This window comes from Pantoea sp. M_9 (genome assembly GCF_008631385.1).
Classification (GTDB): Bacteria; Pseudomonadota; Gammaproteobacteria; order Enterobacterales; family Enterobacteriaceae; genus Pantoea; species Pantoea eucrina.
On the sequence record NZ_VWUF01000002.1, the window covers coordinates 414617 to 438710 of the forward strand.

The window sequence follows — 24094 nt, forward strand, 5'->3', positions numbered from 1 at the left end:
CTCCTCAGAACACGCAGTTGCGCTTGCGCCACATCAGGTAGCCGAAGTTCTTACGGCTATTCGGGGTGTTGTGCCCCGCCTCCCAGCGCGTGACCGTGCGCCCCACCGGGTGGCAGGCCGCGACGTCGGGGTGCAGGTTCACCATCTGATAGCGCCAGCGCCCCTTGGGCAGGATCGGGGAGGGATATTCAAAGCAGACGTCCGAGTCCTTTCCGCTGCTGTTCATGACTAGGCCCTGCCGATGCAGCTTGAAGGCCATCCGCTCGGAGAGCAGCACCGAACTCTGCAGCGGACTGAACTCGTTCGAGGTCCAGCCGGTCAGCGGGTACATGGAGCCCTGCGCGCCCGCGCACCAGAACAGCGCGTCAATGGGCCGCCCGGCGGCCGCCGCGATCGCGTCCGCGGCGCAGGCGCCCTGCGCGACGGTGTTGCCGAACAGCATCGCCTCGGGGGTCAGGATCAGGGAGAGGCTGCTGTCGTTCCACAGCGGGTCAAGCTCGGAGAGGTAGCCGATGTCGAGGTCCCCCTCCTGCCGGCAGGCCAGCGAGGTGATGATGTTGATCCAGTACATCAGCGGGTACTTGTACCAGTGGATGTGATAGAACGCCCCCGCCGAGGGCTTGTCGCTCTGCCCGGCGGTGCCCGTGCCGGTGCGCGACCCGGCGTCGAGGTGAATGCCGCCCAGGTTAACTAGGCAGTACGGTGACCTTGTCACGTCCGTCATGGCAATCGGCTCCCAGAAGCCGATAGCCAGCCCTATCCGGTAGCCGATGCCCATGGGGCAGATCTGTATGGGGCTGGACGGGTTGTCGGTGTCCGGCGCGTCGCCCATGGACACCGAGGCGCTCCCGAGCGAGATCGGGAAGAGGCACTCCCAGCACACGTCGGTGATGGGGTTCACGAAGTGACCTTGGCACTCGAGGCTGCCGCCGGTGTCCTCCGCGCGGGCCGGACATATAAAAAGAAGAAGCAGGAAGGCAAGCGTCGCGGTGCGTCTGTACGTGGTCATCACGGCAGCTCTTCCTCCGCGTACTCGTCCACCTGCAGGCGCAGCCCGTCTGGGGCGGCGGCGACCCGCGCCGGCACCGCGGTAAGGCCGAAGCGCCGGGTCAGCGCGCCCTGCTGGTCAAAGTAGACCCGCGCGTCCAGGGCGTCCCCGGCCTCGCGCACGCTGCCCTTAACGAGAATGATTTTCGACGCGGCGCCCGCCGCCGCCTGCCGCTTCACCCAGGCCACCTGCTGGGGATCGTCCCCGTCGATAAACCAGAGCGTCTGCGTGAACGGCAGGCTCTCCAGCGGGTTTACCCGGTCGCCCCGCCGGGCAATCACCGCCCCGTCCGGGGTCACGATGTCCTCCGGGACCGTGAAGGTCGGGTCCGCGAAGTGCGTGCGGTGCGCACCCGCCCGCCCGAGGCCCGCCACCGGGTCCGGTCGCAGCGCGCGGGCCGCGATCCCGTCGCGTAGCGCCGCCTGGTGCCGGGCCAGCTCGCCGCTTTTCTCCATCTCCGCGAGCCGCCCGCGCAGGGTGTCCAGCAGGTCGGGCTCCGCGACGGGGTACACGTCGCCCCACGTCCCGAGGTCCGCGGCGCGCGCGCAGGCGCAGAGCAGCAGCACCGGCAGGGCCGGGCGCAGGCACCTCATTTCCCGCCCTCCCGCATCCGGGTTGCGATGTCGCGCTGGATCTCCGGCGTCACGTCTTCCGCCCCCGCCACCACCGCCGGGGCCACCAGGATAAGCCCGTGATGCCCGGCCTGCCATGCGGCGAGGCTCTTGCTCACCGCCTCGCTGAAGCGGGCAGACAGGGCCGAGGCCGCCTCCGGGCTCAGCGTCTGCTTCGCGCTCTGGTCCATAAAGGCGTCCAGCGTGCCCTTCATGTCAAAGGTCACCACCCGTGGCGCCCGCCAGTCCGTGATGAACAGCGTCAAGGCCGCGTTAAGCGCGAGCAGGCAGCCCGCGGTCAGCGCCACCGGCACCAGGCACCGGTTTCGCCGCCGGCTGCGCGGGCGCTTTTTCTTCTCCGTACCGTCAGGCGCCCCATCCTGCGCAGGCTGCATACGCCGTACTGCGCCGGCAGGATTTTTTTCCACAGTATCTGTACTCATTCTTTTATCTCCCACGCCTCAAGCTCCCGCATCTCGTCCGGAAAGTTGCGCTGCGCCAGCGCCCACACCGCGTCGTGAATGTCCTCGCCCGCCGCCCGCCGGTCCCGGATGAACTCAAAGTCCGTACCACGCGAGCTGAACATCGCCCGGCTCAGCGGATCTACGAACAGGCGGTGGCAGGAGGAGGTGTCGTTGATGCGCAGCATAAAGGAGCTGAACCACTGATCTTTGGCGTCGCCGAAGCGGGCGATGATGTCGCGCTGCGCGGGCGTGAACTGGTCCGGCCGCTTCTGGTTGTACTGCCGGAACTCGGCGGTATCCTGCTTGAGGATGACCTTGAAGGCGGAGTTGCCCCACGCCGCCTTTGCCGCGGGGCTGGCGTCGTCGGCGTCAAAGTCCTTGATGTTCTGGCTGATGGTGATGAACGACCCCAGGTGGCGGCGCACCGTGCGGTAGCCGGTCTCAATAAACGCGCCCACCTTCTCGTTGCGGAAGTTGAGCAGCTTCCAGCCCTCGTCGATGGTGCAGCACTTCTTCTGGGTGCGCGGGCTGCGGTACATCCGGTCCTCAATATAGATGATGAGCGAGAACATCACCGCCGCGAGCAGCGCCGGCTTGTCCTGCAGGCCGCCGAGTTCCAGCACCACCATGCGCGCGTCCGCCGTGAGCGACGGCTCGTCGCTGTTGAAGTACTCCCCGTAAATGCCCTGCGTGCAGTACTTGCCGAGCAGCTTCACGATTTCATCCATCCGTCCGTAGATGCGCTCGGACTGCCCGGCGCGCGCCGCCCGGCTGGCGGTGGTCAGATAATCTACCACGTCGTCGATGCGCGCCCGGTTCTGCTTCTGCGCCCAGGCGGCCTGCACCGCCTCCAGCAGCAGGTCCTCGTGCACCTCGTCCAGCGTGCCGTTAGGGCTCGCCAGCACCGCCAGCTGGTCCCGGATGCGCTCTCCGGACTCGCCGATGTCGGTGATATTGGCAAAGGGATTGAACTTCAGGGTGCGGCCGTCCAGGTAGACACCGCCCATGTTCTCGCAGAATGACTTGTATCCGTCGCCCATGTCGAACACCCACACGATGCCGCCCGCGTCCAGCACGCTGCGCAGGATGGGCTGCACCAGCCCGGTTTTACCCGCCCCTGAGGTGCCCGTCACCGCCATGTTGTAGTTAGTGTTACCCATGCCGGAGCCGTAGACGTCGAGAAACGCCAGCTGGTTACGATAGGAAGGCGCGAGAAGGCCGCCGGCGCACAGGCGGTTGTCGGCGATAACCGGCAGCAGATTTACCACCTGCGTGCTCTCCGCCCGGCAGGTGGCGCCCGTGGTGCGCAGGTCCTCCCAGAGCCCCTCCGCCGCCATAAACGGAAACATCGCCATCCAGTTGCGCATCTGCATGTATTTTGGCGCGTAGAGCGTGAGCCCGTTCTTTTTGAAGGTGTTCACGATCTGCTGCTCGCACACCAGGGCAGCCTCCGCCGTGTCCTCGCAGAACGCCGTGACGTTGAAGTAGTAGCGCACGAGACAGGTCCGGTTGCTGTTGAGCCGCTCGCGGACCTCGCCCCACTCGGCGGCCTTGCGCGCCACGCCCGGAAACAGCTTGGCGTAGGGCGTGTTCGCCTTTTTGTCGGCGTCCATGTACTTCGCGGTGGCCTCGCGCTGCGAGCTGACCTGCTCCTCTGCCACCATAATGAAGGTCATTACGAAGGGGGCAGAGATGATGAGGTCCGGGTTGAGCAGGTTGCTGATGTTGTCCCCGCCCTGCCAGAGCATGAATATGTCCGGATTGTGCTCAAGCTGAAAGTTCATGACGCGCGCCCGCGACGGCACCCCGCCCGCCCGGCTCAGCTCCAGGCGGATGTCGTCCGGCGTGACCCGGAAGTCCAGGCTCCGGTCCACGCACTGCGTGTTGAGCTGCTCCCACTCGTCGGCGCGCCCAGGCTCTTTATACAGCTGCGCCGGGCGGTGGTTCACTATCTCTCGCACCACGGCCGTAAACGCCTCCCGGTCTGCCACCTCCGTGCAGAGTTTTGCCGAATCCAGCGTGGCCCGGACGACCTTGAGCAGGTGTGAGAGCGCAGTAAGCTGCCCGCGCCGGTCGCGCTTTGTCTTTTCGGCGTAAGCGATAAAAAGCCGGTAATTGCGCAGGGTCACAGGCAGCCCGGTGGGGCTGTTGAACTGCGTCTGAGCGGCGCGCTGGTAATAGGCTCGAGTGATGCGGTTGAATCTCTCCGCCTCCTTGCCGCGCCAGCGAAAGTTCCGCAGGCCGTCGTCAATCATGTCTCCCACGACCTTGCCGGACATCAGATGGAAGCTTACTGGCATGCCGCGCGGCACCTTGCTCCGGATAAAGTCCTCCAGCACCTGCACGATGTGCTCGTTGGCGCCGATAAGCGGCTGCGCCTCGAGCAGAAATCCCACGGTGCGGTGGTTGATAAACATGCCGGTTTCTTTGTCGTAGTCCCGGTAGGGCAGCAGGCTGCTTATCTGGGGAAAGCGCATCTCGCCCAGAATCCTGTTGGCCGAGGCCGCCCCGTCGGGCGTGCGCAGGACGGAAACCAGCTGCCGGATGGTATCTGCAATGCTCATGACGTGCTCACTCTGCCTGTGCCGGCAGGTGCCAGCGTGAAGGGGTCGCCACGAAGGAAACGCGGCCGGGCTGGTGCAGTACGTCGGCGTCGTCCACGTACGGGGCTATCCAGACGCTTGCCGTCACGGCGGAGCTGCGCACGGCGGGCACGTTACCGCAGGCCGCGCAGGGCTCAGGAACCTGTGCGCTGACGGGTATCACGGCGCGCGGCACGGGCCGCAGCAGAGGGGTGCCCGCAGAAGCCGCAGTTTTGATTACGGCCCCGGATCCCTGAGCCTGCGTACTGTCTGCAGGCTCCGCGGCTTTGACCAGGGTAACCGCGCGGCCCTTTATCGCCTCCGTGGACCCGGCTGGCGCGGCTGGCGCCGCCGGCCGGTCAGCCAGGCGAGGCAGCGCGCCCGCACCCGGCTTTACCGGTGCGGCCAGCTCCCGGGCCCGGTCGTTGGCGGCCTCCATGGTCATGCAGGTGTCGCCCGCGGTGGCATTACACTGAAAGTCGCTCTGCGCGCCAGCACAGCCCGCCAGCACCACTGCGGCGGCAAGCGTCAGGGCGGGCCTGAGTGTTGCGTTTTGAATACTCATATCAGATCCCTCACTTATCCGGCATTCCACCCGGATGAACGATGTCCCCGAGCTTCAGGTTGCTTACGTCCTGCAGCGCGCCACTGCCGCGGGCCTGCAGGTTATCCGGCCCGTCCTGCCCGCCTTTCGCTGCCTGCTTTGCCTGCTTCCCGGCATGCTTCGCCTCCTCAAGCGTCTGCAGCTGAAAGCCGTCGTTAAAGACCACCGTGACCGGGTTGCCGGCACCGATGGGAATGATTTCGTGATACTGCTCGGCGCGCTTGATGTAGTACTCCGAGAGCGTCTGCGCGGCCTTGCTCGCGCCGCCGCCGATGCCCGCGCCTACAACGTCCTGCGCGCCCATGCTGGCGGTGGCTCCGATGCCCACCGACGGCGTGGACGCCTTTTCAATGCCCTTGCCGATGCCGTCAAGAAAGCCCGAGGCGCCCGCCAGGCCAAGGATTTTGCCGTTGCGCATCACTACCGTGCCCTTGATGCCATTCTTTCCCATAAAGCTCACGTGGCCCTTTATCTTCATGTCCACGTCGCCCTCCGGCAGGCTGCAGCTGATGCTGCGCGTCCGCACCTCGGCGCGCTCGCTTGAGACGTCGCCGTAGGCCTCGGCCGTAATAAAGCAGTTACGCAGGTCGGCGGTTTTGTCGTTAGGCATGTTCACAACGCCCGTAAGCCGGAACTGCATGGGAACGGTATTCTGGCTGCCGGTCACCGCCGCGTTGGCGTCGGCGCCTTCAACAACCAGGGCGTTCGCAAAACTGCCGGAAAAGATATAGGGCAGCGCAGGCCCGGTTTTCTGCTCATAGCTGAAGGCGGTGTGGTCCATACCGGCTGGCGCAGGCGTGTAGACGGTCTGCTGTGAGGGCGCCTGCCCCATCCCGGGATAAAAGGCCACCGGCGGAGGCACGGCTCCGGACGGGGCCGTACCCGGGCGGGGTTCGCCGGGCGGCGCGCCGGCGGGCGCGGCCCCTGCATCCGGAAACGCCGCCGCACCGTAACTCATGCCGTCAACCTGCGACTGCAGCCGGGTCTTGTCCTCCTCCAGCGCCTTAATACGTGCCTGGTCATCCTGCCGGTTTTTGTCCAGTAGCCTCAGCTCCCGGCGCAGGCTCTCCATCTCCTTCATAACCTGCTGGTTGCCGAGCTGGCTCTGCACGATGGCGTTCTGCTGCACCTTGTTATCAAAGGTGCGATCCACTACGCCGGTCAGGTCCGGGGGCGGCTCTTTAGGCACGGCGGCCTGTGCTGTCTTCTCAGAAGGGAGCGAGGAGAGCCAGAGCCCGCCGCCGCCCACCACCACCACGGCCGCGGTCAACCCCGCGGCAAGCAGCATCTGCCGACGCTTTGCCGCCGTGTTGACGTTAGTCATCGCGGTTCTCCCTCGCCTGCGTGACATACACGTGCGTGCTGCCGCCGCCTGCAAGGCTCCGCCCGGGCGTGGCGAACATCACGGCCCGCACATCCCCGGCGCTGAACTGCGGCTCGCGCAACGGCACGACTGCACGTCCCGGGTTGGTCAGTCGCCAGCGCGTCACCCGCAGATGCCCGCCCTCCCACGCGCCGTCAGGCACGGCCCGCAGCGCGGCGGGCAGGCGCGGAGGCGCATCATCCGGGCGCACCGCCACGGTCGCCCAGCCAGGGGGCAGCGCGCCCTGCAGCAGGGTTTTATTCACCCCGGCCAGCAGCGCTTCATAGGGCTGCGCCCGCTCCCACGCACGCGCAGCCGGGCGGAGCAGGGGCTTCTGCGGGGCCAACAGGTAGCTGCGGCCCGGTACCGCAGAGGGGTGCGCGCTGAGCGAGAAGGTCTGCCCGCCTTCGGTGGTCAGAAACAGCGTGAAGGGCTTGTCCTGCACAGTTGAGATGAATGCCCCGCCCGTGGGCGTGTTGCGCGTTTCCGTGAGCCTGCCTGGCCCGCTGGTGACGCCAGTGATGCGGTCGCCCGGCACCTCGAAATAGTTAGGGTTTGTGCTGCTGATGCGCACGTCTGCCTGGCCGCCCGCGGGCACGTCAAGCGTGAGCGGCGTAAGAGCTGCCCGGCCCGGAAGCGCAGCTGCAAGCAGGCACCAGAGCACCGGAAGGTTATTGTTCATCCTGTACCTCGATAAATCGCGTAAGCCAAGTATGCCCGTCGCGGTGCTCGTACTGCATGGCGTAGTGCCTGAGCTCCCGCGTGGGCTTGCCGCTGCCTATCCAGGTGGTGAGCTGCCCGCGGATATCTATCTGCGCGGCGTGCGGATAAACCCGGATAGCGGTGGGGATAAAGTTGGAGTCCACGTCGTTGCGGACAATTTGCTCCGCCTCACCCGCCAGCTTTACCTTCATCTCCGGCTGCGCACCCGGCCTGAACAGCGAGAGCAGGAGCTGATGCTGCTCGTGAATGGTTCCCGGCGAAACGTTCAGGCGCATCGCCAGGGCCGCCACAGCGTACATTTCCAGATAAGCCGGGCTGGCTGCATTATCAGAAACTGCAAAGGGTGCGTTGTAGCCCATTGGGGTTACTATCATTTTCTGCTCATAAGCAAGTCGCCGGTTATCAAGGATCAGCAGGATCACTGCAATCAGGGCGAGCAGGAAAAAACCGCCCAGAATCGCGTAGCCTGCCGCGATAAGCCGGGTGCGCGAGGCGTGTGCTGAGTACGTCACAGACGGCTCCTTATTTAATCCACTGCCGGAAGCTTGAGTCCGGGATCATCCTGAACACCGTGCCGGCCCGCAGGCCAGGCAGGTACCAGTACATGACGTTGTAAAGCCACATGCTGCCCCGGCCCCGCTTCGCGGAGCGGATGGCGAACCACACCGCGCACGCGGCCATCAGGCCGAAGAGCTGCCGGTGCGTCCAGAATCCCCATGCAAGCACGGGGATAACGGGAATGAGTTCGTCCAGGGGCAGGCCCAGCACGCGCAGCTGCTCGGACAGTGTTTTGGGAAAGCGGTATCGCTCTGTGTTGTCCGGCTCCATGCTGCGCCCCGTCAGCTCGCCAGGCTGAAGCCAACGGTGGTGAACACCACGACCACGGCCACACCGAACAGCAGCATGATGTTTTTGGTGCGGATATAGCCGATCACGCCAAAAATGACCTCGCCAAGCACAATCCAGACCGCGATGGAGGAGTTGGCGCCAAAGGTGTCGTCAACGGTCTGCTTGCCGCCTGCCAGAAGATCATCCGCGCCCGCCGTGCCGGTCGCCGCTATGAGCACCAGCAGGGGGGCCAGAGCGTATCGTGCCGCCCGCGCAAGCGCTGATCGGTTCATCAGCGTCATGCCCTTGTTTGCCAGCGCCGCTTTTACTTTCTGAGGCGTGCGGAGGCCCGCACCATTAACTGGAAAGTTCATGGAGTTTCCTTCATATAATTTATTTAACTTTGGTGAATAAATTCATAGAGTGACGATCTATTTCCATGGATATTCAATTTTTTCTGCGAATATAATGCTCTTTGTATCCCCCTTGCTCTCGTTCTTCAAGAAAATCAGGCGTTAAAAATTGCTCATACCTTTTGATATGATCAACAATTCTCATTTCAGCCTCGACCACTCCTTAGCACTAAAAATATCAAAAGGTGAAGACCATACAAGTTCATGCTGGCCGAGCTTATATCTTGGAGAGTGACTGGCATAAAGATTGACTAAGTGGTATTGCTGCCAGACCCAACAGCACTCAGTAGAGCCACCTTGTGTAGTAAAAGGAAAAATCCTTAAAGAAGCCAATATACGATGGCTATTAAAAGGAGAAATCAGTGAAAAAATGCAGGTTCTTTCTCGGCGATCGCTGATGACCTGTCTTTCGACATAATGTAGTTGAGAGAAATGCCTGCCAATGGGTGAGGTGAACTTTTCAATATACTTGGCTGCCATTACCTGGGAGATATCAATTCCCATCCACCCGCAAAATCCGGCATCTATGTACATGACTCTTTTATCCGAAGAACGTATGCATTTACCAATTCGCTCAAATTGATAAAACTCTGCAACAGTTCGCTCTGGATACCTTTGCGGATCCTTAGTGACTTTACTGCGAGTCAAATGTACGGTTTCAGCCATAACAGTCTCTCATTTACATCGCTTGCTTAGTTTCGCATAACAGTACCTACTACAATGCGAAGCGCTCAATCATGAAAACCTGTAAAGTTAGGATAGGAATTTATTTCATACAGATGATTAAATACATAGGATGATTCTTGTGGGTAAGGGTTGCATCTAAATGAGCTAGGCAACCGCTTAATGGTCTTTCCCTTCATCATCGTTAAAGAAACGCTTAATAACTTCCTGCGTTGATCTTTCCGTATCAGACTTCACTTTTAAAATATCGAACGCCTCATTTCTATTAAGGTCTGGCAACAACTTCAAAGCCGCAATGATTTTTGCCGTCTGAATTCGCGCTGCAATCGCGTTCTCCAAAAGAGTACGGTTGAAATCAGTTTGGTTGAAGATATCATCTTTGTTTTCTTGCCTGTATTGATAAACTCTGAGCCCAAGCTCAATAAGCATTGCTGTTATACTCGACACGTTAGCTTCTTTAACTGAGGCACCTTCATTCAAACGAGCCTCAACAATGTTATTGATATGCTTTATGGATGTTTCGCTAAGAAAGGCCTGTACTCTTGGCATTATTTAACTCCAATTTATGTTTCACTAAATAAACATAGAATACGCACTTACTATAAATTATGCATGGTCTATTAACGAAAAAACATGTCGCTAAACTGTGACTCCTTCAGGCATTATCAAATTGAACTGATAGAGTATACTCTAGAGCACACTCTATCTAAATACATGATATGATTGCAGATACCATACAAACAATCTAGAGCAATCTATTTAGAGTGTCTTTGATGTCCCTTACATTAAAAAATGCATAGACTGTCAGGTAACTCCATGAGATAAAAGACATAAGCTGCAAGTAATTTACTTGCGTGATGTGTGATGTCAGGATCCTTAAGGCAGGGCTATCCTTCAAAAACTAGATCAGACATATTGAATTATACGCTCACTCAGTGATAATAAGAAAAATTGGCACGCACTCATCTGGCTTTGGAGGATGTTTTGTTTCGCAACATTGTTCTACCTTTGATGGCGCTGATGGCATCGGTTTGCAAGGCTGATTGTTTTGACAAGGCAGGGCACGATTACAGCCTGGATCCAGACTTGCTGCGCGCAATTGCCTGGACTGAGTCACAATATCGTATAGCGGCGATTGGAAATAATCCAGGATCGGGTTATGGAATGGGCCTTATGCAGATTGACTCACAGAATATTGCACACCTTAAGCAATTTGGTATCACGCCGCAATTGCTTCTTTCCGATCCTTGTATGAATATTTACACCGGGGCCTACTTTCTGGCAATTGCATTCAAGCGATGGGGCGCAACGTGGCGTGCAGTGGGAGCGTATAATGCCGGCTTTTCTCCTGCTCCAAAACAAGAGTACAGGCGAAAACTGTATGCTGGAAAGGTCTTTGAGGCTTATAATAGCATACGCCAAAAAGCGTCATATTTTAAAACCAGTCAATAAGCAAACACTATTATTAACAAACATAATAATTTAAAATAATTATTTTTTTGAGCCTACCTGCTTAAAAGACAGGTCCATTTCAATGATACCCTGCTGGTAACAAAGTTTATCTTTCGCACAATGCAAATAAACAGTCACATCTATGTGGAGGGTGTCGCCACTCATTACTCTTGTAGAACATCATTTAATCAAAAAAATATGAAACCCCAAGAGAAAAAAATAAAAAATTTCATATTACAGTTCGCGCACTATGCTTTTTTGCAAACATGCGCACTTTGTATCTCTAAAAAGATTTTGTTGTTTTTAAGCCACAAGAACACATCGGGGCCATACTGGCCCCGATATTATATTAGATAATTTTTACGTTAAAGATAGCTCGCCAGTCACTGTATTCCACCCATTCACTGAGCGGTTCCAGCCGGACAAGATTTTCTGCCAGCCCGTTCATGATGAGGATTCGCTCTACAGCCTGAAACCAGCTCTCCTCTTCTGCGACAGGAAACCACAAGTTGCAGTTAATTCCGCTCAGCAGCGCATGATTACAGAAATGGATTCCCTTGCCCTGAGATGTTGCGCAAGTGGTGACCACGACAGCGTTACGACTCAGACCTTTTTCCTCTGCTTTCATTTCTCATCTTCCTCCATGAATTTTCGCACCAGGCACATAAACTGTGGCCATAACCGGAATAACATTGCCGGTACATGCACTCGCCCTTTTTGCTTAAAGCATTTTACAAACTCTGCCGCCTGTGCGACGATTTGAGGGTCAGTTTTCATTATGTTTATCCGATATAGCTGACTAACTGACAGGGCCGCCAGCGTCTACTGGTGGCCGTAATGAAGGCAGACCTGGTCTGCCTTTTTTGCGCCTGCTACATTCTGTTCTAACGTGCGTGATTTACTGGCGACATGCACGCCGCTATCTCAGCGAGGTACTGTACCTTTGTCTCTATGGCCTCTGCCTGCAGCGCCTGAAACGAGGGAAGCACCCCCGGCAACCGATCCGGCGTTATCGCCCTGCTCAACGTGTCTATATCACGCACCATGGCGTATACCCGCAGTGATGTAATGGCGCCCATCACGTCGAGCCGCCCAATCTTGTCCAGCGCTATCGCAGGCGCCTCTATCTCTGCATCCACGTCCGCAGGCGCAAGGCCCAAACGCGCCAGCGCGCGGTAAAACAACATCTCGCCTTCGCTCTGCGCAAGATCAGTCAGCGCGGCAATCTTACGAGTGAAATAAATGGCCTCCGGGGTGTTCTCCCATGTTTTGGGAGAGTCTGAAGCGGCGGTGTTGACGTTTTGTGTGTGCATGCTGGTTCTCCTGTTGAGTTGGTTGTCATGTTTCGGTCGAATCCTCGCGGCATAGGGCTGAGAAGCGCTGGCAGACAGCAGATACAGGGGCGCCGCAGGCGTTCACTTCACCCTTGTATCTGATGGATGACGGTGCTTTGATTTGCCCGCCGCGTGGAGCAGACCGGAATACAACGCCGCACTGGAGGTGAGCAGGCACACACCCGACCGCAACGCGGTCGACTGCAGAGGCCACGCTTTTGTGGCCGGTCAGCGCGCCGGCATCAGCCGGCTGCAGGGGGGGCTCTTTCCCATTAAAACCAGGAAGAAAGCCCGATCTGGCTTGTGGCTGTCAACCCGGCAAGCTCAGCGTGTTACCGCAAGTGGCATGAAAGTTTTCTGGGGTACAAGAACGTTCAATCAATGCCCTGCGCCGCGGCGGCCCGGACAGTACAAATGAAGTGTTTAAGAAAGCAGAGAGAAAAGACCTTAAGTGCGATTCCTGAAAAGATGATGCATAAAAAAATGCCCTGCCTGAGCGATACGTCACACTCGCTTTCATAGCACGGGCTTTGAATATCCAATGTGGATTAGTGATGTAGCTTGCGGACAGAGAATTAATGGGTGCCTGATCCCGCGTTCAGCAACAGTTCTGACACTCATATCAGGTGTTGATTTCTGCACCCTTTAACGTATCGGTACCGGAGATAAACCAGCGTTGAAAGCACGCCAGGTCAGGAGTGCTTTATACGGACGCTGGGTCATTATCCACCTCAAGCCAGTCATGTACGAACAGAAGAAGTTTAAGATTTTTCTCCAGCTTTCCCTGCACGTGTTTTAAGCCTTAACGCTGAACGCCACGCAGAACGCACGAACAGGGAAAATCCTGAACGGTATAGATAACTCATAAAATCAGCAGAAACGTATTCTGCATGAGTTTGTAGATCGGTTTTGACTCTCTTCTGCCGCAGAAAGGTTGTTGATCCGGTTTTAGCTTGGCGCCTTATAGCCAACCGGACGCGTGGTATCGGCTCTCGACCGATTCAGAAATGCCTTGATACGGCATTTTTCTGCAGCATCCGGCTTAACTTTCACAGGAACGGTACAGATGTGAAACCTGTCCCGGCTATCCAGCCTGATTTCGAACAGCGTGCGTGCTTCACCGGGCACAGGCAGATAAAGCACCCGCTCTTGTATCAGTTTCAACTTCAGTTCCGGCGTCAGATAGCCTGATTGCATCAGGGAAGCGGCGAAAGCATCAAGTAATCCATTGCCCGTCAATGTCGGTTCAGCCATAACTGTTCCTCTCTAATCGCCTGCATGTTGACGCGTTCATCGGCATACCCTTGGGTACGCCGATACTACGAAGATAGCGCACAAATCCTCGCTTTATCGACCATCACTATTATTTTAGATTTCAGCAGGTTTTAATGCGTTCAGGATCATACGCCGGACAATTTTTCTAAAAAACTTCCTGCGTCTCTCTGCACGCCTGCCTGTCAGCGTTAACAGTCTGCCTGGAAACAGTACCGGACAGCGTGACCTCTCAGACCAGTAAGGGTGCACATTACGTATTTGCGTACTTATCGTCAGAGACATAGCAGCATGCCTCATGCTGGCAAGTATGACTGGTTGCCATCCTGATGCGGGTGCCTGAAATTGCGAAAACCACCAGCCAGTTAGTCTGCGGCAAGCGGGATTAAAGCTGTTCTGATTTACACTGATAAAGCACGGCCATTGCGTCGCGCAGGTTTGCGGGTGGATCTGGCTGCTCCTCCAGAGTAATGAGTTCCTGAATCGTCAATCCAAGTTCGTGCGCGGCTTCTTCTGGTGCTATGCCGCGATATAAGCGCCAGGCCGCGTGCAGGCTACAGTTGCGGTCATGAGAGAGTGACACCACTTCATCCGGTATCAATGTGTCGTCATCAGACCCGGACGTATAGGGCACTGGCTCAAACGCCTCATCAATCTCTGTTTCAGCCATGAGCTTTTCAAACAGAGCAATAGGAATGACAGCACTGATGCGGTTGCCGTCCTCATCAGTGAGATAGTGAATACCTAGAATCATGGCGATACTCCTTTATAGGCCTGACGGGTGGCGATTAGCGCCTGGATAAACCAGGCCGATCAAACTCAATGTAGAAGCATGCCTGTTGTCTGTCGAGGCCCCACCAGCAACTCCTGGCGTACTGCAAAGTCGTTACACCTTAGGGTAGTTTTGCAGAGGGATACGCCTTAAACAGTTTTCAAACACCAGCGATACATAAATGCGCCAGCGGCCACATTCACATTCACATTCACATTCAGACGTTGAGCACAGACACCAGTTAAAGCAATTTGCATCGGCAGCCTTAGGTAGCTGGCAGGTATGATCGCCACGGGTTTAAGAGATACCTGAATCATTTAAGACGGCTCAAAAAGAGATGCCCGTGAGCGGCCAGCGTTTTGCAGAAGAGTTTAAATCAAAGACGTCATACAGGTTGTTGATCGTAGCCACTCTGTTTCCAGCGTTGCAACACGTTTTGATATCCCCACTCATAGCTTTTACGCCTGAGTAAAGAAGTACGGTCCGGATTCATCCACTAAGAATGAACCGTCAGATACTCAGACAGAGATGTGCCATCTTCAAAAAGAGCTGAAGCAGGTTACCAATGGACGGAACATAAAACGCCGCAGCGTACCTCGCAAAGCTGTCCGACTGAGATACGCCTTTACCCGTAGCATCTGTTGCTCCCCTGCTCTGACGGGGGCTGGATGTTCATCACAGTGACTTTTACGCCTAGCCTCTGCAGCCGCATTCACAACGCTATCAGGTAGATCTGAGACTGACATGACACATTAAACCGTTCTGGCTTGAATCTCGATGCGTGGAAGGTTATCGCAAGCTCCGTCTGAATCTCCAGACAGCAGGCAACAATGTGAGATCAACAGAGTCAGATGAGTGATAAACGTGCCGGTATAAAAGCATACCAGAGCTCACGGGCACGTAAAAGTGAGGTCAGTATCATGTCGCCTAACAGTTCTCAGCGACAGTTCAATCCGGAAAGGTTGGATAACGGAGATCACCTGCATCAGGCTCCATGAAGGCTGGCTGCATCTTGGCGTGGTTGTTGATCTGTTCTCACGCAACATTATTGGCGGGTCAATGCAATCCCGGATATTAAAGGACATCGTGCTGTATGCCTTATCAATGGCTGTATGACGGCACACTCCTCAAACACAGCTACTTGTGCATTCGGCTCAAGGCAGTCAGTATACAAACCATGAGTGGCAATCGTTTAAGATCACTCGGCCTGAAGGGCAGCATGAGTCATCACGATAATTGTCACGATAAGGCAGTTGGCGAAAGCTTTTACCCGTTGCTGATATGCGAACAGGTAAAGGAAAAGATAACAGAACACGGTAAGAAGCCCGCAGCGATGGCGTTTCATTGCTTGCCCACGGGCACGAAATGAAGGGTGTGCAAATAACTGAGCTGGAAATAAAATGCGTGGGACAGAATGTCGTCCCACTACCGCACAGGATCCGGGTTTATGCTTTCTCATTGAACAGCATCAACCGGTCTTTGACCCCAGCTTTTGTAAAGACCCTCTGAACACAGGTAGAGAAACCCGCTACAGCAGGCCAGCTATGCAGCATTATTTTTGCGCCATTCATCTACCATCTCTTTCGAGACTTCTTTCTTATAACAAACAGGCGCATAGCCGCCCTGCTTACTCCACGCGCTTCTTCTGCCACAGCTACTGCCGTTGCGTGCTGAGTTAAAAGGACAGGCACAAACTCCCGGGTATGATGCTATAGAATCTTCGATGATGAGTTGACGAATTTGATCATCGGACTGACGTGTAGATTTAGCCTCAGACACGTTAAGCCAGAATAAACTCATGGCCATAACCAGTGAAACAGCAACAGTACGTATATCCATAACACCCTCCTGATGATAAGAGAGTTAACTTAATCCATCACTGCATCCTTCAATCGCGCGAAAAGAACAAGAATTGCTCTTATTTTGAACAGCCAATGTTGACTCAGGGCTTGGAGCGCTTAGCCGTAAGGCCCAAACCTTGAGGATTTCAGCAGAACTCATGGGAACAGCTGGTTAGGGCACTGATGGTGACGACTCGGCTGCGCCTGAAAGGTTATAAGAGTTTCAATGCCAACGTCCGCTTTGTGCCAGAAGCGGACATTGAGATATGTTAATTTATGAGAAGCAGGTCAACGTATTTACTGTTAAACTAAGCCTTAGAAAAAAGAATATACCATTTCTTTTCGCTTATGCTTGTTTATTTTATTTAACCACATTTCCCGGCGCAAGCTCTATCAAGCGATTATCAAGCCAGATTGCAAGAAAAGAGCCTTCTGATGTGTTAAGCGTGGTATACGATAGGATATGCTTCTCATCACGTATCTGAGATAATAGTATTTCTTTCAACTCCAATTTAGAACCACCTTTTCCCCCAGCGAATTTAAATCTCAGAAACTTACGACCATCATTACTCTCGATAAATACACTTTCAGGTTCAACCAAGCTTGAATCACTTTTAACCTTCAATTCATTCCCGTCTTTAGAGATAATAAAGCTGGCATAAATGGTTTTGAGCTGTCCTATATTAAGAAAAGCACCACGAGCAGTGTTCTCATCCCACATTTTTCGCAATCTACTCTGATTTTCCCTCTGTTGAATTTCACTCTGACTCCTAACCAGAGCTAAATCTGTAGGACGATCTACATGGCTGACTATACTTGGGTCTTTGGCACCAAACAGCTTGTCAAGAAGCCCACGTGAATCATGCTTACCTCTGAGTAGAGGGTCATGGCCTAATTGCCAATGATTATTTTGTATCAACCCCATCATGTACAGAAAATTCTCAGTAAGTACGATATAGAGATCGCCTATCCCGTCCGCATAGGCTCCACCAACATCAGAATGTGCTCCAGGCAATTTAATGACATTTATTCTTTGGGGTAATAGCTCGCTGGTTGGAAGGTAATTTGATGAATAAGTTGGCTTTGTGTTTTCAACGGTTGGAGTAAAAAGCAGGTTTCGAGTTTCGTCTTCTGCTATAAAATGCACGAGATAATCAAGCGAAGTTGGAATACTCAGATCAAGCGTGTCTTTTTGGCCAGTTGCTACAGTATCATACAAAATGGCATAAAAGTGCGGCTTTAGCGTTTCATCTTGTGGGAATTTTTTTCCCCATCCAGAATCGATTTGGTTCATAAATTCACGGGCCGTTGCGGCGCCCCGACTAAATCCCGTAACAAAAATACGGATTTCTGAGTGAGGGTCTTGATTATACCATTTCTCAGCCTGAGCATAGAATTCTTTTGCGGCACAACTAGCTATTCCCATACTGCTAGTCCCTGTCGCTGCATCAAACTCGCTAATATCCCTACCCTGCATACCGGCGCCACGATAGTAGATGGCGCCTGTAGTTCTGGCTATTCTGGCGACGAGTGTCTCTCTCTCATCTAATGGAATTCTGAGCCGGTCATTCATCGTGCCGTCAAAAGCAACTTTATAAATATGTATTCTTTTTCCAGGCTCTGCTGCAGTGATTAGTGGAACCTGCATGGCCACAGCTGACGCTTTTTCTACGGACTCTCTATTTGAAGGTTTGGCGGGTACTATTTTACTTTGGGAAAAAAAACTGCTGCAGCTTACAAGGCCCATTAAGACTAATAAGATTGTAACGATTCTCAAGTAACGATTCGAAAAAAACATATTATCTCCATATCTAAATTGATGTGTTTAACTTATTATGGTTCAAGCCTGCACCGCTGTAACTCATGCGAATATGTTAAATATTTTTTCCAGATGGTATTTCCTTTACAAAAAGATTATTTATAAAATGAGATGGCTGATTTACTTATATTAAGAAAAATATCCTTGATGTTATTTTCAGACAGTATAGGCAGGAGTGATTATATCAGCGCTATGCCATAATCCTGTCCCTGATATTGTTGTCTGGTAGCAAAACTTCGGATTTGACTGATTTCATCAGCAATGAAAACCAGACAAACAATAGACTAACTCAGCCTGATGAAACGCTTGATAGTGAGCAGCAATTTGGCTACCTATGACCTGACATTGCTCCACGTCTGTTTTTGGCCACAGCACGGCTTGACGAAGTACCAGGCAATCATCCTCTGTCACTTCCATTATGTTCAAATTCACACCTCGAGTATGATAGCTTGCAGTTTCCGCTAAGAATTGTTATCGACCTGATCCCGGTTGATTATTATACACCAATGTTAGTCCTATATCCCTGCAGTTATGATAAATGCGAACTTCCGCTTCTCGCTCATAGCGGACGTTGCCCTACGTGCAAGTCCGCCTTGTGTCAGTAGTGGGCTTAACTGTTTTAAAAATGTACAGGCAGGGTCTTTACTCTTCAATCGGGTATACACACCCGGATACGATGGCCGTCAGGATCGAGCGCAACGAACGTTCTGCCAAAAACAGCCTGTCTGAGCGCCTGTTCTATCAGCACCCCCCTGTCTGACCACTGCTGATAAAGCATCTCAACAGCCTGAACATCTTTAACCATAAAGCTCAGCTCAGAGCGGTTACCTTCACCGCAGGATACAAAGTCACGTGCCTTTGTTGACCATAGCCCAACGTTCAGGCCGTTATTGAAGGAAAAAGCCACCCATGTCGGAAGCCTCACGTCTGGTTCTGTATTGAACAGCTTCTGGTAAAATTCGCCGCTGGCAATCGGGTTTTCAACATAAAGAATAATTAGGTTAGGTATCATGAGTCTCTCGCATCTGAAAGAATGAGACTTCACTATTGCAGGGAGCATTGACAGAACATGTCAGCATCAGGACCGACGCGTGCAGAGCGCCTACTTAACCTTCTGCAGATTTTGTCTCAGCATCGCTATCCAGTTAGCGGACACTGGCTTGCTCATGAACTTTCCGTCAGCCTTCGCACGCTTTACCGTGATATTTCCGCACTGCGTGCTCAGGGGGCAGACATTCAGGGAGAAGCCGGTACAGGATTTATCCTTTCCAGAAACCATCATCTGCCGCCGGTAATGTTTACCCCCGAGCAGCTTGATGCACTGGCGCTGGGTTTGCGCTGGGTAACCGCATATGGTGATGCGGGTATAGCAAAAGCGGCTTCTGAGGTAGCGGGTAAACTCCGGCAAGTTCTGTCCCCGCAGCTGAAGATGCTGTTTGACGACTCGACGTTACTGGTTGGAAAGATTCAGGCTACTCATCATAATCCTGAGAGCTTGAACACCCTTCGAATCGCCATCAGGCGGAGGCAGAAAATCCGGACAGGTTATACAGACATGATGGGTAATGTGAGTGAAAGAACGATTTGGCCTTTCGCTTTAGGTTATTTCTCAGGAGATATTGTGCTTGCGGCATGGTGTGAAAAACGTAATGCCTTCCGCCATTTCGACGTAACGCGATTCACATTTCTTCAGCTTATGCGGGAAGGATACCCTCATTCCCGACATCGCTTACTCCGCATGTGGCGCAGTGCGGGTCTGGATAACATAATTCCTGGACGTAGCTGAACTCAACGTCAATGTCCGAAAATATTCAGTCTGACCCATATCTATTAACCTGTCCGCTTTGTACCCATTGCAGTCGTTGGCTCATATTGATCAATGAGCGCAGATCAATCTATACGCTAATTGTTTTGCTTTTAAGTTCTGAACTCTGGTGCCGATAGTGAAATTAAGTACTTTTGTCCTAAGGAAGCAATATTGTGAAAGATTTTTCAAAATACTCGAAAGCGTTAGGGATGGCTAAGTTTTATGTTTATGCATTTTATGACACTGAAGATGCTTCTAAAAAGCCGTTTTATATAGGAAAAGGCAAGCAAGAACGCTGTCTTGATCATATTAAGTATAATGATGACTCTCCGAAATCAGAACGAATTAATCATCTGTTAAAAACAGGAAATCTGGGTATCGACATACTACGCCATGGCATGGATGAGACAACCGCGAAGCTTGTTGAAGCAACATGTATTGATCTCTTAGGTGTTGGAGAGCTGACCAACAAAGTACGGGGAAGCAGCTCCCTTATGGGGCGAATCACGCTGGATGAGCTCAACCATCTCCTTCTTAAGCAAGAGACAGACATCGCACCTGAACATGCAGGGCTCGCTTTTTTGCTAAACAGCACCTACAAGTCTGGTATGAGTGCACTTGCATTATATGAAGCTACACGTGGCGTCTGGGCAAAAGTTCCAAAAGATGAAAATCTGCGATTTGCATATGCTACTTACGGCGGTTTGGTGATGGAAGTTTACGAGATCCATGGCTGGATAAAGGCTGGCTCTCAGCAGTACTTTACCCGAGACCTGCTCATCTCTCCCGAAACCAACCGTTCAGAATTTATTGGGCGAATTGCTTCACCAGAAGTCAGAGAATTATACGTAGGCAAGCTAATCAAAAAATCGCGCAGTCATGGCAGTCCTTTCGTAAAAGTAGGGCTGGCACAATAAACTGACCTGCTCTCTGTTAACTAATATACCTAAATGCTAATCATGTTGTTGAGACTATGAATGTCTGCTCCTCGCTCATAGCGGACGATAAGCAGGTTGCTGAGGAGAGCATTGCTGTTGCCATCAGACACTAGCCGTCAGGTCCTAATCTTGGAGGGTTTAGACGGATCTTACCGACGCAGCAGATGAGCGCAGTGGGCTGACGACCTGGCAGTGCTTGAGAGCCGAAGGGGCCATCAGGCTGTTCACGCTTTTGAACATCAGAGTCAGGAAACCGGAAAATCAGCTGCGCAACAGACAGCGGCAGGAAGCAGAGAGAAGGCTGTGAGACAATATTCCATAAAGAGAAAGCGCAGGCGAAGGGAGAGAGGCGGTGCGTCAGCACCGTCTTTTCCCGGCCCGCGAGGCTACCCGATTGTAAGGCGAGGTCAATTACAGGGCAGATATAGCATGCGTTCACAAAAAAGCCCCTTTCGGGGCTGGCTGGCTCAGCGCTATTTAACGTGGATCAAAAAGATCAACCACCAGGGACAGTATCTCATCCATTACCTGTGGCTCAACCGTGGCGGCATAGCTTGCTCTCCGTGCTGTCAGATTGAGTGAGCGCAACGGGTAACACAGCGCCACGCCAGTCACTTTTCCTGTATCTGTGCTATTGCCGTCCAGGTACACAGTCACGCCCTGTGAGCGTGACGCGCCGCCGCCGCTTGCTACGGGTACTCAAACTGCCATTCCGGCGCCGCAACCAGCTCGCGTTGAGAGATAATCAGGTAGTAATGCGGCCCTTTAAATAAGCGCCCTTCCACCGGATGGCCATTAACGTGCCAGATTTCCCCTTTCTGCGGTACTCTCCCTGAACCCATCAGATAAGTTCCCTGCCCTGCGGCACATCGTTCAGGCCGTCAGCGGTTTCTTCGTTGTAACCCTGAATTTCCTGCTGATCGATACCGGCCAGCAGTTGCGCCACGGTGCGACGACCACGCGGCACACGCGCAACCGGCACAATGTGCACTGATTCGCCTTCTGCGGTTACGTCCAGCTCGATGCCAACCGTCCAGCCTGCTCTTGCCGCGATGTCGCCTGGAATAGTCAGCACGACGGCCCCGCCCTGCTGACGAAGTCTTGTTGATGCCATACGCCCTCCAGTGTGNCGCCTGGAATAGTCAGCACGACGGCCCCGCCCTGCTGACGAAGTCTTGTTGATGCCATACGCCCTCCAGTGTGTGACTTAGTAACACACTTGACCACAGAGTGACACTAAGTCACACCCAGAAGCTGTTTTTTAATCACGTTTGCATTCCAGTTCATGAGCAGAAAGCGGGCGACCTGCGGCCCACACCACAGTAATTCAGGCCACAGCCGTACAGATAACGCGCTTTTCATCAAGTATCAGGGCGCTTTCAAGCTGGTTAAGCTTACCGATCAGCGGATCCTTGCCGTTTTCACTCCACGTCTGCCAGGACAGGCATTTCAGCACTGCCAGCGAATCAACCTAAAGTCCGTTTCTCGCTCATAGCGGGCCTCTGCTCAGTTAGCTTGTCCGCTTTGCGTCAGAAGGGGAACCTGGCTGGGAATCCACACTTTAATGTTGTCCTGCTTTTCAACTTATGAATTTGCTGTTCATCACTTACATGTCGATGGTTTCGCTCACGCACAGGCATACTTCGGTGCCGACCGAAGCAACATGCCTTTGTCATCATTAAACTGTCCGTAAATCAACAACGGAGCGAACCATGATTGCAGTACTTTTTGAGGCAGATGCCCTGCCAGAGGCTCAGGAAAGATATCTTCAGCTTGCTTCGGAGCTGAAGCCTCTCTTATCCGACACGCCCGGCTTTATTTCAATTGAGCGCTTCCAGAGCCTAACTACGCCCGGAAAGATTCTTTCTTTGTCGTGGTGGGAAGATGAGGAGTCTGTAGCTGGATGGAAGCAAAATGTCATGCATCAGGCCGCGCAGAAAGAAGGCAGGCAGTCGATTTTTTCATTCTACAGAATACGGGTAGCCAGCGTATTCCGCGACTACTTTTCTGATAAGGGAACACATCAGCATGTATGACATTCACGTTCTTCTCAAAAACAGCCCGGGCTCTCTTGGTTCACTGGGTAGCATACTGGGTGAAAATGGAGTGGGACTTGAAGGCGGTGGCGTATTTACAGGACCTGAAGGCGGGCACGCACATTTCCTGGTTGAAGATGGCTATAAAGCACACAAGGTATTGACTGAAGCCGGTTTTAACGTGTGCAACGTATGTCGTCCTCTGGTCAGAAAGTTACCTCAGGAACGGCCTGGAGAGCTGGGAGAAATAGCTGACACACTTGCCCGGAACGGCATCAATATTCTGGTACAGTACAGCGATCACGGTAACCGGCTCATTCTCATTACGGATGATGATGCACGGGCAGCCGGAGTCACCCAAAAATGGGCCATACCTTCTGAATGAACCTCGTTAAAACAAAGCGCGACAGTGAGCCCGATGATGTGCTTGAAACATCAATGGCAATGGTGGCTTCTGCGCTGTCTGACCCGTCAAGGGTAAGTATTCTGTGCGCCCTGATGGACGGGCGCGCATGGACAGCGACCGAACTTAGCGTAGTGGCTGGCATCGCAGCATCAACCACCAGCGGGCATCTGAACAGACTTCTCAGCAACGGTCTGGTCATTTGCCTCACGCAGGGGCGTCACCGCTATTACAGCCTTGCGGGCCATCATATCGCCGGACTGCTGGAAAACCTGATGGGCGTTTCCATGGGTACTTCCAAAGCTCCCGTTTCCAGTACGCCGGTCTATCTGCGTTACGCGCGCACCTGCTATGACCATCTGGCAGGCGAGCTTGCTGTGAATATTTATGAATATATGCTGAAGGAAAAATGGCTTGAAGCAGATGGCTCGGAACTGACATCAGCCGGCAAAATGCAGTTTGAGAAGATGGGCGTTTTGCTTAACTCCCGTACACGACGCAAGCCCTGTTGCGGCTGTCTGGACTGGAGTGAAAGACGTTTCCATCTCGGCGGTGACGCTGGCTCAGCCCTGTTTACACGTTTCCTGCAAAAAGAATGGGTAACGCGTACACAGGGGTACCGTGAAGTGAACGTAACCGATTCAGGTCGGGTTGCGATATATCGGCTGTTTAAACTGAAGATCACCTGATTTCAGGTCATATACCCTTCAAATTGAGCGGGTGATCCAATGCGTTAAAACCGTAGCTACGGCCTGAAAGGAGAACAAAAATGCTCACATTAAATATGAGTGGTATACGGACTACAAAATAAAGGAATAGCTATGAAAATCGAGATTTGCGGGGATTCGACTATTCCTGAATTGGCGACACTCTTTGTCGGTATGGAATCCTTTACTTCGGGAATGAGGTTGCCAGCTATGACAACATGCTTTCTTATCTGGCTAACAAAGTTTTCTCCTCCAGTTCAGGCGTGACAGTCCCGGGCGCATGGAAAGATGGAACACTCATCGGATTGGCCACGTTCACGCTGATGTACCCTACCCTAAAATGCTCAGGGCAGGCATACATGAAAGATCTCTTCACATCAGCAGCAGTGAGAG

General features: G+C 53.6%; 28 protein-coding genes and 1 pseudogene. 8 read left to right on the top strand and 21 right to left on the bottom strand.

All coding sequences use genetic code 11. The annotated features are described in order from the left end of the window. Positions 1–4 precede the first annotated feature (4 nt). From traU to traM, 12 genes are all read right to left on the bottom strand, one after another. Positions 5–1009 carry a conjugal transfer pilus assembly protein TraU gene (traU, locus tag F3I15_RS05715; protein ID WP_150017205.1) on the bottom strand — a complete coding sequence of 335 codons (1005 nt, stop codon included), beginning with the start codon at positions 1007–1009 and terminating at the stop codon, positions 5–7. After that, on the bottom strand, positions 1009–1641 hold the full coding sequence (gene traW / locus F3I15_RS05720; RefSeq protein ID WP_150016998.1) for a type-F conjugative transfer system protein TraW: 633 nt from the start codon (positions 1639–1641) through the stop codon (positions 1009–1011). Before traW ends, traU begins: the two co-directional genes overlap by 1 nt. Beyond that, complete coding sequence (gene trbI, locus F3I15_RS05725) at positions 1638–2102, bottom strand: type-F conjugative transfer system protein TrbI (RefSeq protein WP_223810685.1); 465 nt, start codon at positions 2100–2102, stop codon at positions 1638–1640. The genes traW and trbI overlap by 4 nt, the downstream gene beginning before the upstream one ends. Continuing rightward, a complete protein-coding gene (gene traC / locus F3I15_RS05730) occupies positions 2099–4687 on the bottom strand; it encodes a type IV secretion system protein TraC (RefSeq protein ID WP_150016999.1) in 2589 nt (862 codons plus the stop codon). Before traC ends, trbI begins: the two co-directional genes overlap by 4 nt. A gap of 7 nt (positions 4688–4694) precedes the next feature. Further along, the gene (traV, locus tag F3I15_RS05735; protein ID WP_150017000.1) at positions 4695–5270 is read right to left on the bottom strand and encodes a type IV conjugative transfer system lipoprotein TraV; all 576 of its coding nucleotides are present in this window, start codon (positions 5268–5270) and stop codon (positions 4695–4697) included. 10 nt (positions 5271–5280) lie between these two features. Next, positions 5281–6633, bottom strand: a complete 1353-nt coding sequence (gene traB / locus F3I15_RS05740; protein WP_150017001.1) for an F-type conjugal transfer pilus assembly protein TraB — start codon at positions 6631–6633, stop codon at positions 5281–5283. After that, complete coding sequence (traK, locus tag F3I15_RS05745; protein ID WP_150017002.1) at positions 6626–7354, bottom strand: type-F conjugative transfer system secretin TraK; 729 nt, start codon at positions 7352–7354, stop codon at positions 6626–6628. The genes traB and traK overlap by 8 nt, the downstream gene beginning before the upstream one ends. Next, the gene (gene traE, locus F3I15_RS05750) at positions 7344–7907 is read right to left on the bottom strand and encodes a type IV conjugative transfer system protein TraE (RefSeq protein ID WP_150017003.1); all 564 of its coding nucleotides are present in this window, start codon (positions 7905–7907) and stop codon (positions 7344–7346) included. The genes traK and traE overlap by 11 nt, the downstream gene beginning before the upstream one ends. A 10-nt stretch (positions 7908–7917) precedes the next feature. Next, complete coding sequence (gene traL, locus F3I15_RS05755) at positions 7918–8223, bottom strand: type IV conjugative transfer system protein TraL (RefSeq protein ID WP_071669503.1); 306 nt, start codon at positions 8221–8223, stop codon at positions 7918–7920. Between the two features lie 11 nt (positions 8224–8234). Next, positions 8235–8597: a type IV conjugative transfer system pilin TraA gene (traA, locus tag F3I15_RS05760; RefSeq protein WP_150017004.1), complete on the bottom strand. Its 363-nt coding sequence runs from the start codon at positions 8595–8597 to the stop codon at positions 8235–8237. A gap of 180 nt (positions 8598–8777) precedes the next feature. Further along, on the bottom strand, positions 8778–9302 hold the full coding sequence (locus F3I15_RS05765) for a hypothetical protein (protein WP_150017005.1): 525 nt from the start codon (positions 9300–9302) through the stop codon (positions 8778–8780). Between the two features lie 177 nt (positions 9303–9479). Continuing rightward, positions 9480–9869: a conjugal transfer relaxosome DNA-binding protein TraM gene (gene traM / locus F3I15_RS05770; protein ID WP_150017006.1), complete on the bottom strand. Its 390-nt coding sequence runs from the start codon at positions 9867–9869 to the stop codon at positions 9480–9482. A gap of 435 nt (positions 9870–10304) precedes the next feature. Here traM and F3I15_RS05775 point away from each other — a divergent pair, with 435 nt between their 5' ends. Then, positions 10305–10772, top strand: coding sequence for a transglycosylase SLT domain-containing protein (locus F3I15_RS05775; RefSeq protein WP_150017007.1), 468 nt, complete (start codon positions 10305–10307; stop codon positions 10770–10772). A gap of 349 nt (positions 10773–11121) precedes the next feature. On the opposite strand, the gene F3I15_RS05780 is transcribed toward F3I15_RS05775, so the two are convergent. From F3I15_RS05780 to F3I15_RS05800, 4 genes are all read right to left on the bottom strand, one after another. Beyond that, positions 11122–11400, bottom strand: coding sequence for a hypothetical protein (locus tag F3I15_RS05780; protein WP_150017008.1), 279 nt, complete (start codon positions 11398–11400; stop codon positions 11122–11124). Between the two features lie 256 nt (positions 11401–11656). Beyond that, positions 11657–12085, bottom strand: a complete 429-nt coding sequence (locus tag F3I15_RS05790; RefSeq protein ID WP_150017010.1) for a hypothetical protein — start codon at positions 12083–12085, stop codon at positions 11657–11659. A 969-nt stretch (positions 12086–13054) separates the two neighbouring features. After that, positions 13055–13360 carry a hypothetical protein gene (locus tag F3I15_RS05795; RefSeq protein WP_150017011.1) on the bottom strand — a complete coding sequence of 102 codons (306 nt, stop codon included), beginning with the start codon at positions 13358–13360 and terminating at the stop codon, positions 13055–13057. A 403-nt stretch (positions 13361–13763) separates the two neighbouring features. Continuing rightward, a complete protein-coding gene (locus F3I15_RS05800; RefSeq protein WP_150017012.1) occupies positions 13764–14132 on the bottom strand; it encodes a transcriptional regulator in 369 nt (122 codons plus the stop codon). Between the two features lie 355 nt (positions 14133–14487). Here F3I15_RS05800 and F3I15_RS18320 point away from each other — a divergent pair. Beyond that, positions 14488–15456: pseudogene (locus F3I15_RS18320) on the top strand (IS3 family transposase); the annotation flags it as partial. Between the two features lie 236 nt (positions 15457–15692). On the opposite strand, the gene F3I15_RS05805 reads toward F3I15_RS18320, so the two are convergent. The 3 genes from F3I15_RS05805 to F3I15_RS05815 all read right to left on the bottom strand — a co-directional run bounded on the left by F3I15_RS05805 (position 15693) and on the right by F3I15_RS05815 (position 18822). Beyond that, on the bottom strand, positions 15693–15989 hold the full coding sequence (locus tag F3I15_RS05805) for a hypothetical protein (protein WP_071669512.1): 297 nt from the start codon (positions 15987–15989) through the stop codon (positions 15693–15695). 363 nt (positions 15990–16352) lie between these two features. Continuing rightward, positions 16353–17789: a DUF2235 domain-containing protein gene (locus tag F3I15_RS05810; protein ID WP_150017013.1), complete on the bottom strand. Its 1437-nt coding sequence runs from the start codon at positions 17787–17789 to the stop codon at positions 16353–16355. A 670-nt stretch (positions 17790–18459) separates the two neighbouring features. Next, positions 18460–18822, bottom strand: coding sequence for a VOC family protein (locus tag F3I15_RS05815; protein WP_223810686.1), 363 nt, complete (start codon positions 18820–18822; stop codon positions 18460–18462). Between the two features lie 57 nt (positions 18823–18879). Here F3I15_RS05815 and F3I15_RS05820 point away from each other — a divergent pair, with 57 nt between their 5' ends. Together F3I15_RS05820 and F3I15_RS05825 are read left to right on the top strand one after the other, a co-directional pair. Beyond that, the gene (locus F3I15_RS05820) at positions 18880–19596 is read left to right on the top strand and encodes a YafY family protein (RefSeq protein ID WP_150017015.1); all 717 of its coding nucleotides are present in this window, start codon (positions 18880–18882) and stop codon (positions 19594–19596) included. 194 nt (positions 19597–19790) lie between these two features. Continuing rightward, on the top strand, positions 19791–20534 hold the full coding sequence (locus F3I15_RS05825) for a hypothetical protein (RefSeq protein ID WP_150017016.1): 744 nt from the start codon (positions 19791–19793) through the stop codon (positions 20532–20534). 710 nt (positions 20535–21244) lie between these two features. On the opposite strand, the gene F3I15_RS18325 is transcribed toward F3I15_RS05825, so the two are convergent. Both F3I15_RS18325 and F3I15_RS05835 read right to left on the bottom strand, forming a co-directional pair. Next, the gene (locus F3I15_RS18325) at positions 21245–21397 is read right to left on the bottom strand and encodes a hypothetical protein (protein WP_223810687.1); all 153 of its coding nucleotides are present in this window, start codon (positions 21395–21397) and stop codon (positions 21245–21247) included. Continuing rightward, positions 21397–21669: an antitoxin gene (locus tag F3I15_RS05835; RefSeq protein ID WP_150017017.1), complete on the bottom strand. Its 273-nt coding sequence runs from the start codon at positions 21667–21669 to the stop codon at positions 21397–21399. The genes F3I15_RS18325 and F3I15_RS05835 overlap by 1 nt, the downstream gene beginning before the upstream one ends. A 598-nt stretch (positions 21670–22267) precedes the next feature. Between F3I15_RS05835 and F3I15_RS05840 the strand changes: the two genes are divergently transcribed. The 4 genes from F3I15_RS05840 (at position 22268) to F3I15_RS18330 (ending at position 23968) form a co-directional block, all read left to right on the top strand. Then, the gene (locus F3I15_RS05840) at positions 22268–22591 is read left to right on the top strand and encodes an antibiotic biosynthesis monooxygenase (RefSeq protein WP_150017018.1); all 324 of its coding nucleotides are present in this window, start codon (positions 22268–22270) and stop codon (positions 22589–22591) included. Further along, entirely contained in the window at positions 22584–22976 is a 393-nt protein-coding gene (locus tag F3I15_RS05845; RefSeq protein ID WP_150017019.1) for an amino acid-binding protein, read from the top strand. Before F3I15_RS05840 ends, F3I15_RS05845 begins: the two co-directional genes overlap by 8 nt. Then, entirely contained in the window at positions 22973–23683 is a 711-nt protein-coding gene (locus F3I15_RS05850; protein ID WP_150017020.1) for a helix-turn-helix transcriptional regulator, read from the top strand. Before F3I15_RS05845 ends, F3I15_RS05850 begins: the two co-directional genes overlap by 4 nt. A gap of 132 nt (positions 23684–23815) precedes the next feature. After that, positions 23816–23968 (top strand): hypothetical protein, encoded by a 153-nt coding sequence (locus tag F3I15_RS18330; RefSeq protein WP_223810688.1) that lies wholly within the window; start codon positions 23816–23818, stop codon positions 23966–23968. Positions 23969–24094 lie beyond the last annotated feature (126 nt).

Bases quoted from the DNA above. Each gene is read 5' to 3' on its own strand.
- F3I15_RS05820 (WP_150017015.1), top strand. From the start codon at position 18,880: ATGTCAGCATCAGGACCGACGCGTGCAGAGCGCCTACTTAACCTTCTG.
- F3I15_RS05790 (WP_150017010.1), bottom strand. From the start codon at position 12,085: ATGCACACACAAAACGTCAACACCGCCGCTTCAGACTCTCCCAAAACA.
- F3I15_RS05845 (WP_150017019.1), top strand. From the start codon at position 22,584: ATGTATGACATTCACGTTCTTCTCAAAAACAGCCCGGGCTCTCTTGGT.
- F3I15_RS05805 (WP_071669512.1), bottom strand. From the start codon at position 15,989: ATGGATATACGTACTGTTGCTGTTTCACTGGTTATGGCCATGAGTTTA.
- F3I15_RS05765 (WP_150017005.1), bottom strand. From the start codon at position 9,302: ATGGCTGAAACCGTACATTTGACTCGCAGTAAAGTCACTAAGGATCCG.
- F3I15_RS05780 (WP_150017008.1), bottom strand. From the start codon at position 11,400: ATGAAAGCAGAGGAAAAAGGTCTGAGTCGTAACGCTGTCGTGGTCACC.
- traL (WP_071669503.1), bottom strand. From the start codon at position 8,223: ATGGAGCCGGACAACACAGAGCGATACCGCTTTCCCAAAACACTGTCC.
- traC (WP_150016999.1), bottom strand. From the start codon at position 4,687: ATGAGCATTGCAGATACCATCCGGCAGCTGGTTTCCGTCCTGCGCACG.
- traW (WP_150016998.1), bottom strand. From the start codon at position 1,641: ATGAGGTGCCTGCGCCCGGCCCTGCCGGTGCTGCTGCTCTGCGCCTGC.
- F3I15_RS18330 (WP_223810688.1), top strand. From the start codon at position 23,816: ATGAAAATCGAGATTTGCGGGGATTCGACTATTCCTGAATTGGCGACA.
- trbI (WP_223810685.1), bottom strand. From the start codon at position 2,102: ATGAGTACAGATACTGTGGAAAAAAATCCTGCCGGCGCAGTACGGCGT.
- F3I15_RS05840 (WP_150017018.1), top strand. From the start codon at position 22,268: ATGATTGCAGTACTTTTTGAGGCAGATGCCCTGCCAGAGGCTCAGGAA.
- F3I15_RS05795 (WP_150017011.1), bottom strand. From the start codon at position 13,360: ATGGCTGAACCGACATTGACGGGCAATGGATTACTTGATGCTTTCGCC.
- traK (WP_150017002.1), bottom strand. From the start codon at position 7,354: ATGAACAATAACCTTCCGGTGCTCTGGTGCCTGCTTGCAGCTGCGCTT.
- F3I15_RS05850 (WP_150017020.1), top strand. From the start codon at position 22,973: ATGAACCTCGTTAAAACAAAGCGCGACAGTGAGCCCGATGATGTGCTT.
- traU (WP_150017205.1), bottom strand. From the start codon at position 1,009: ATGACCACGTACAGACGCACCGCGACGCTTGCCTTCCTGCTTCTTCTT.
- F3I15_RS05815 (WP_223810686.1), bottom strand. From the start codon at position 18,822: ATGATACCTAACCTAATTATTCTTTATGTTGAAAACCCGATTGCCAGC.
- traA (WP_150017004.1), bottom strand. From the start codon at position 8,597: ATGAACTTTCCAGTTAATGGTGCGGGCCTCCGCACGCCTCAGAAAGTA.
- F3I15_RS18325 (WP_223810687.1), bottom strand. From the start codon at position 21,397: ATGGGTTCAGGGAGAGTACCGCAGAAAGGGGAAATCTGGCACGTTAAT.
- F3I15_RS05835 (WP_150017017.1), bottom strand. From the start codon at position 21,669: ATGGCATCAACAAGACTTCGTCAGCAGGGCGGGGCCGTCGTGCTGACT.
- F3I15_RS05810 (WP_150017013.1), bottom strand. From the start codon at position 17,789: ATGTTTTTTTCGAATCGTTACTTGAGAATCGTTACAATCTTATTAGTC.
- F3I15_RS05800 (WP_150017012.1), bottom strand. From the start codon at position 14,132: ATGATTCTAGGTATTCACTATCTCACTGATGAGGACGGCAACCGCATC.
- traB (WP_150017001.1), bottom strand. From the start codon at position 6,633: ATGACTAACGTCAACACGGCGGCAAAGCGTCGGCAGATGCTGCTTGCC.
- traV (WP_150017000.1), bottom strand. From the start codon at position 5,270: ATGAGTATTCAAAACGCAACACTCAGGCCCGCCCTGACGCTTGCCGCC.
- traM (WP_150017006.1), bottom strand. From the start codon at position 9,869: ATGCCAAGAGTACAGGCCTTTCTTAGCGAAACATCCATAAAGCATATC.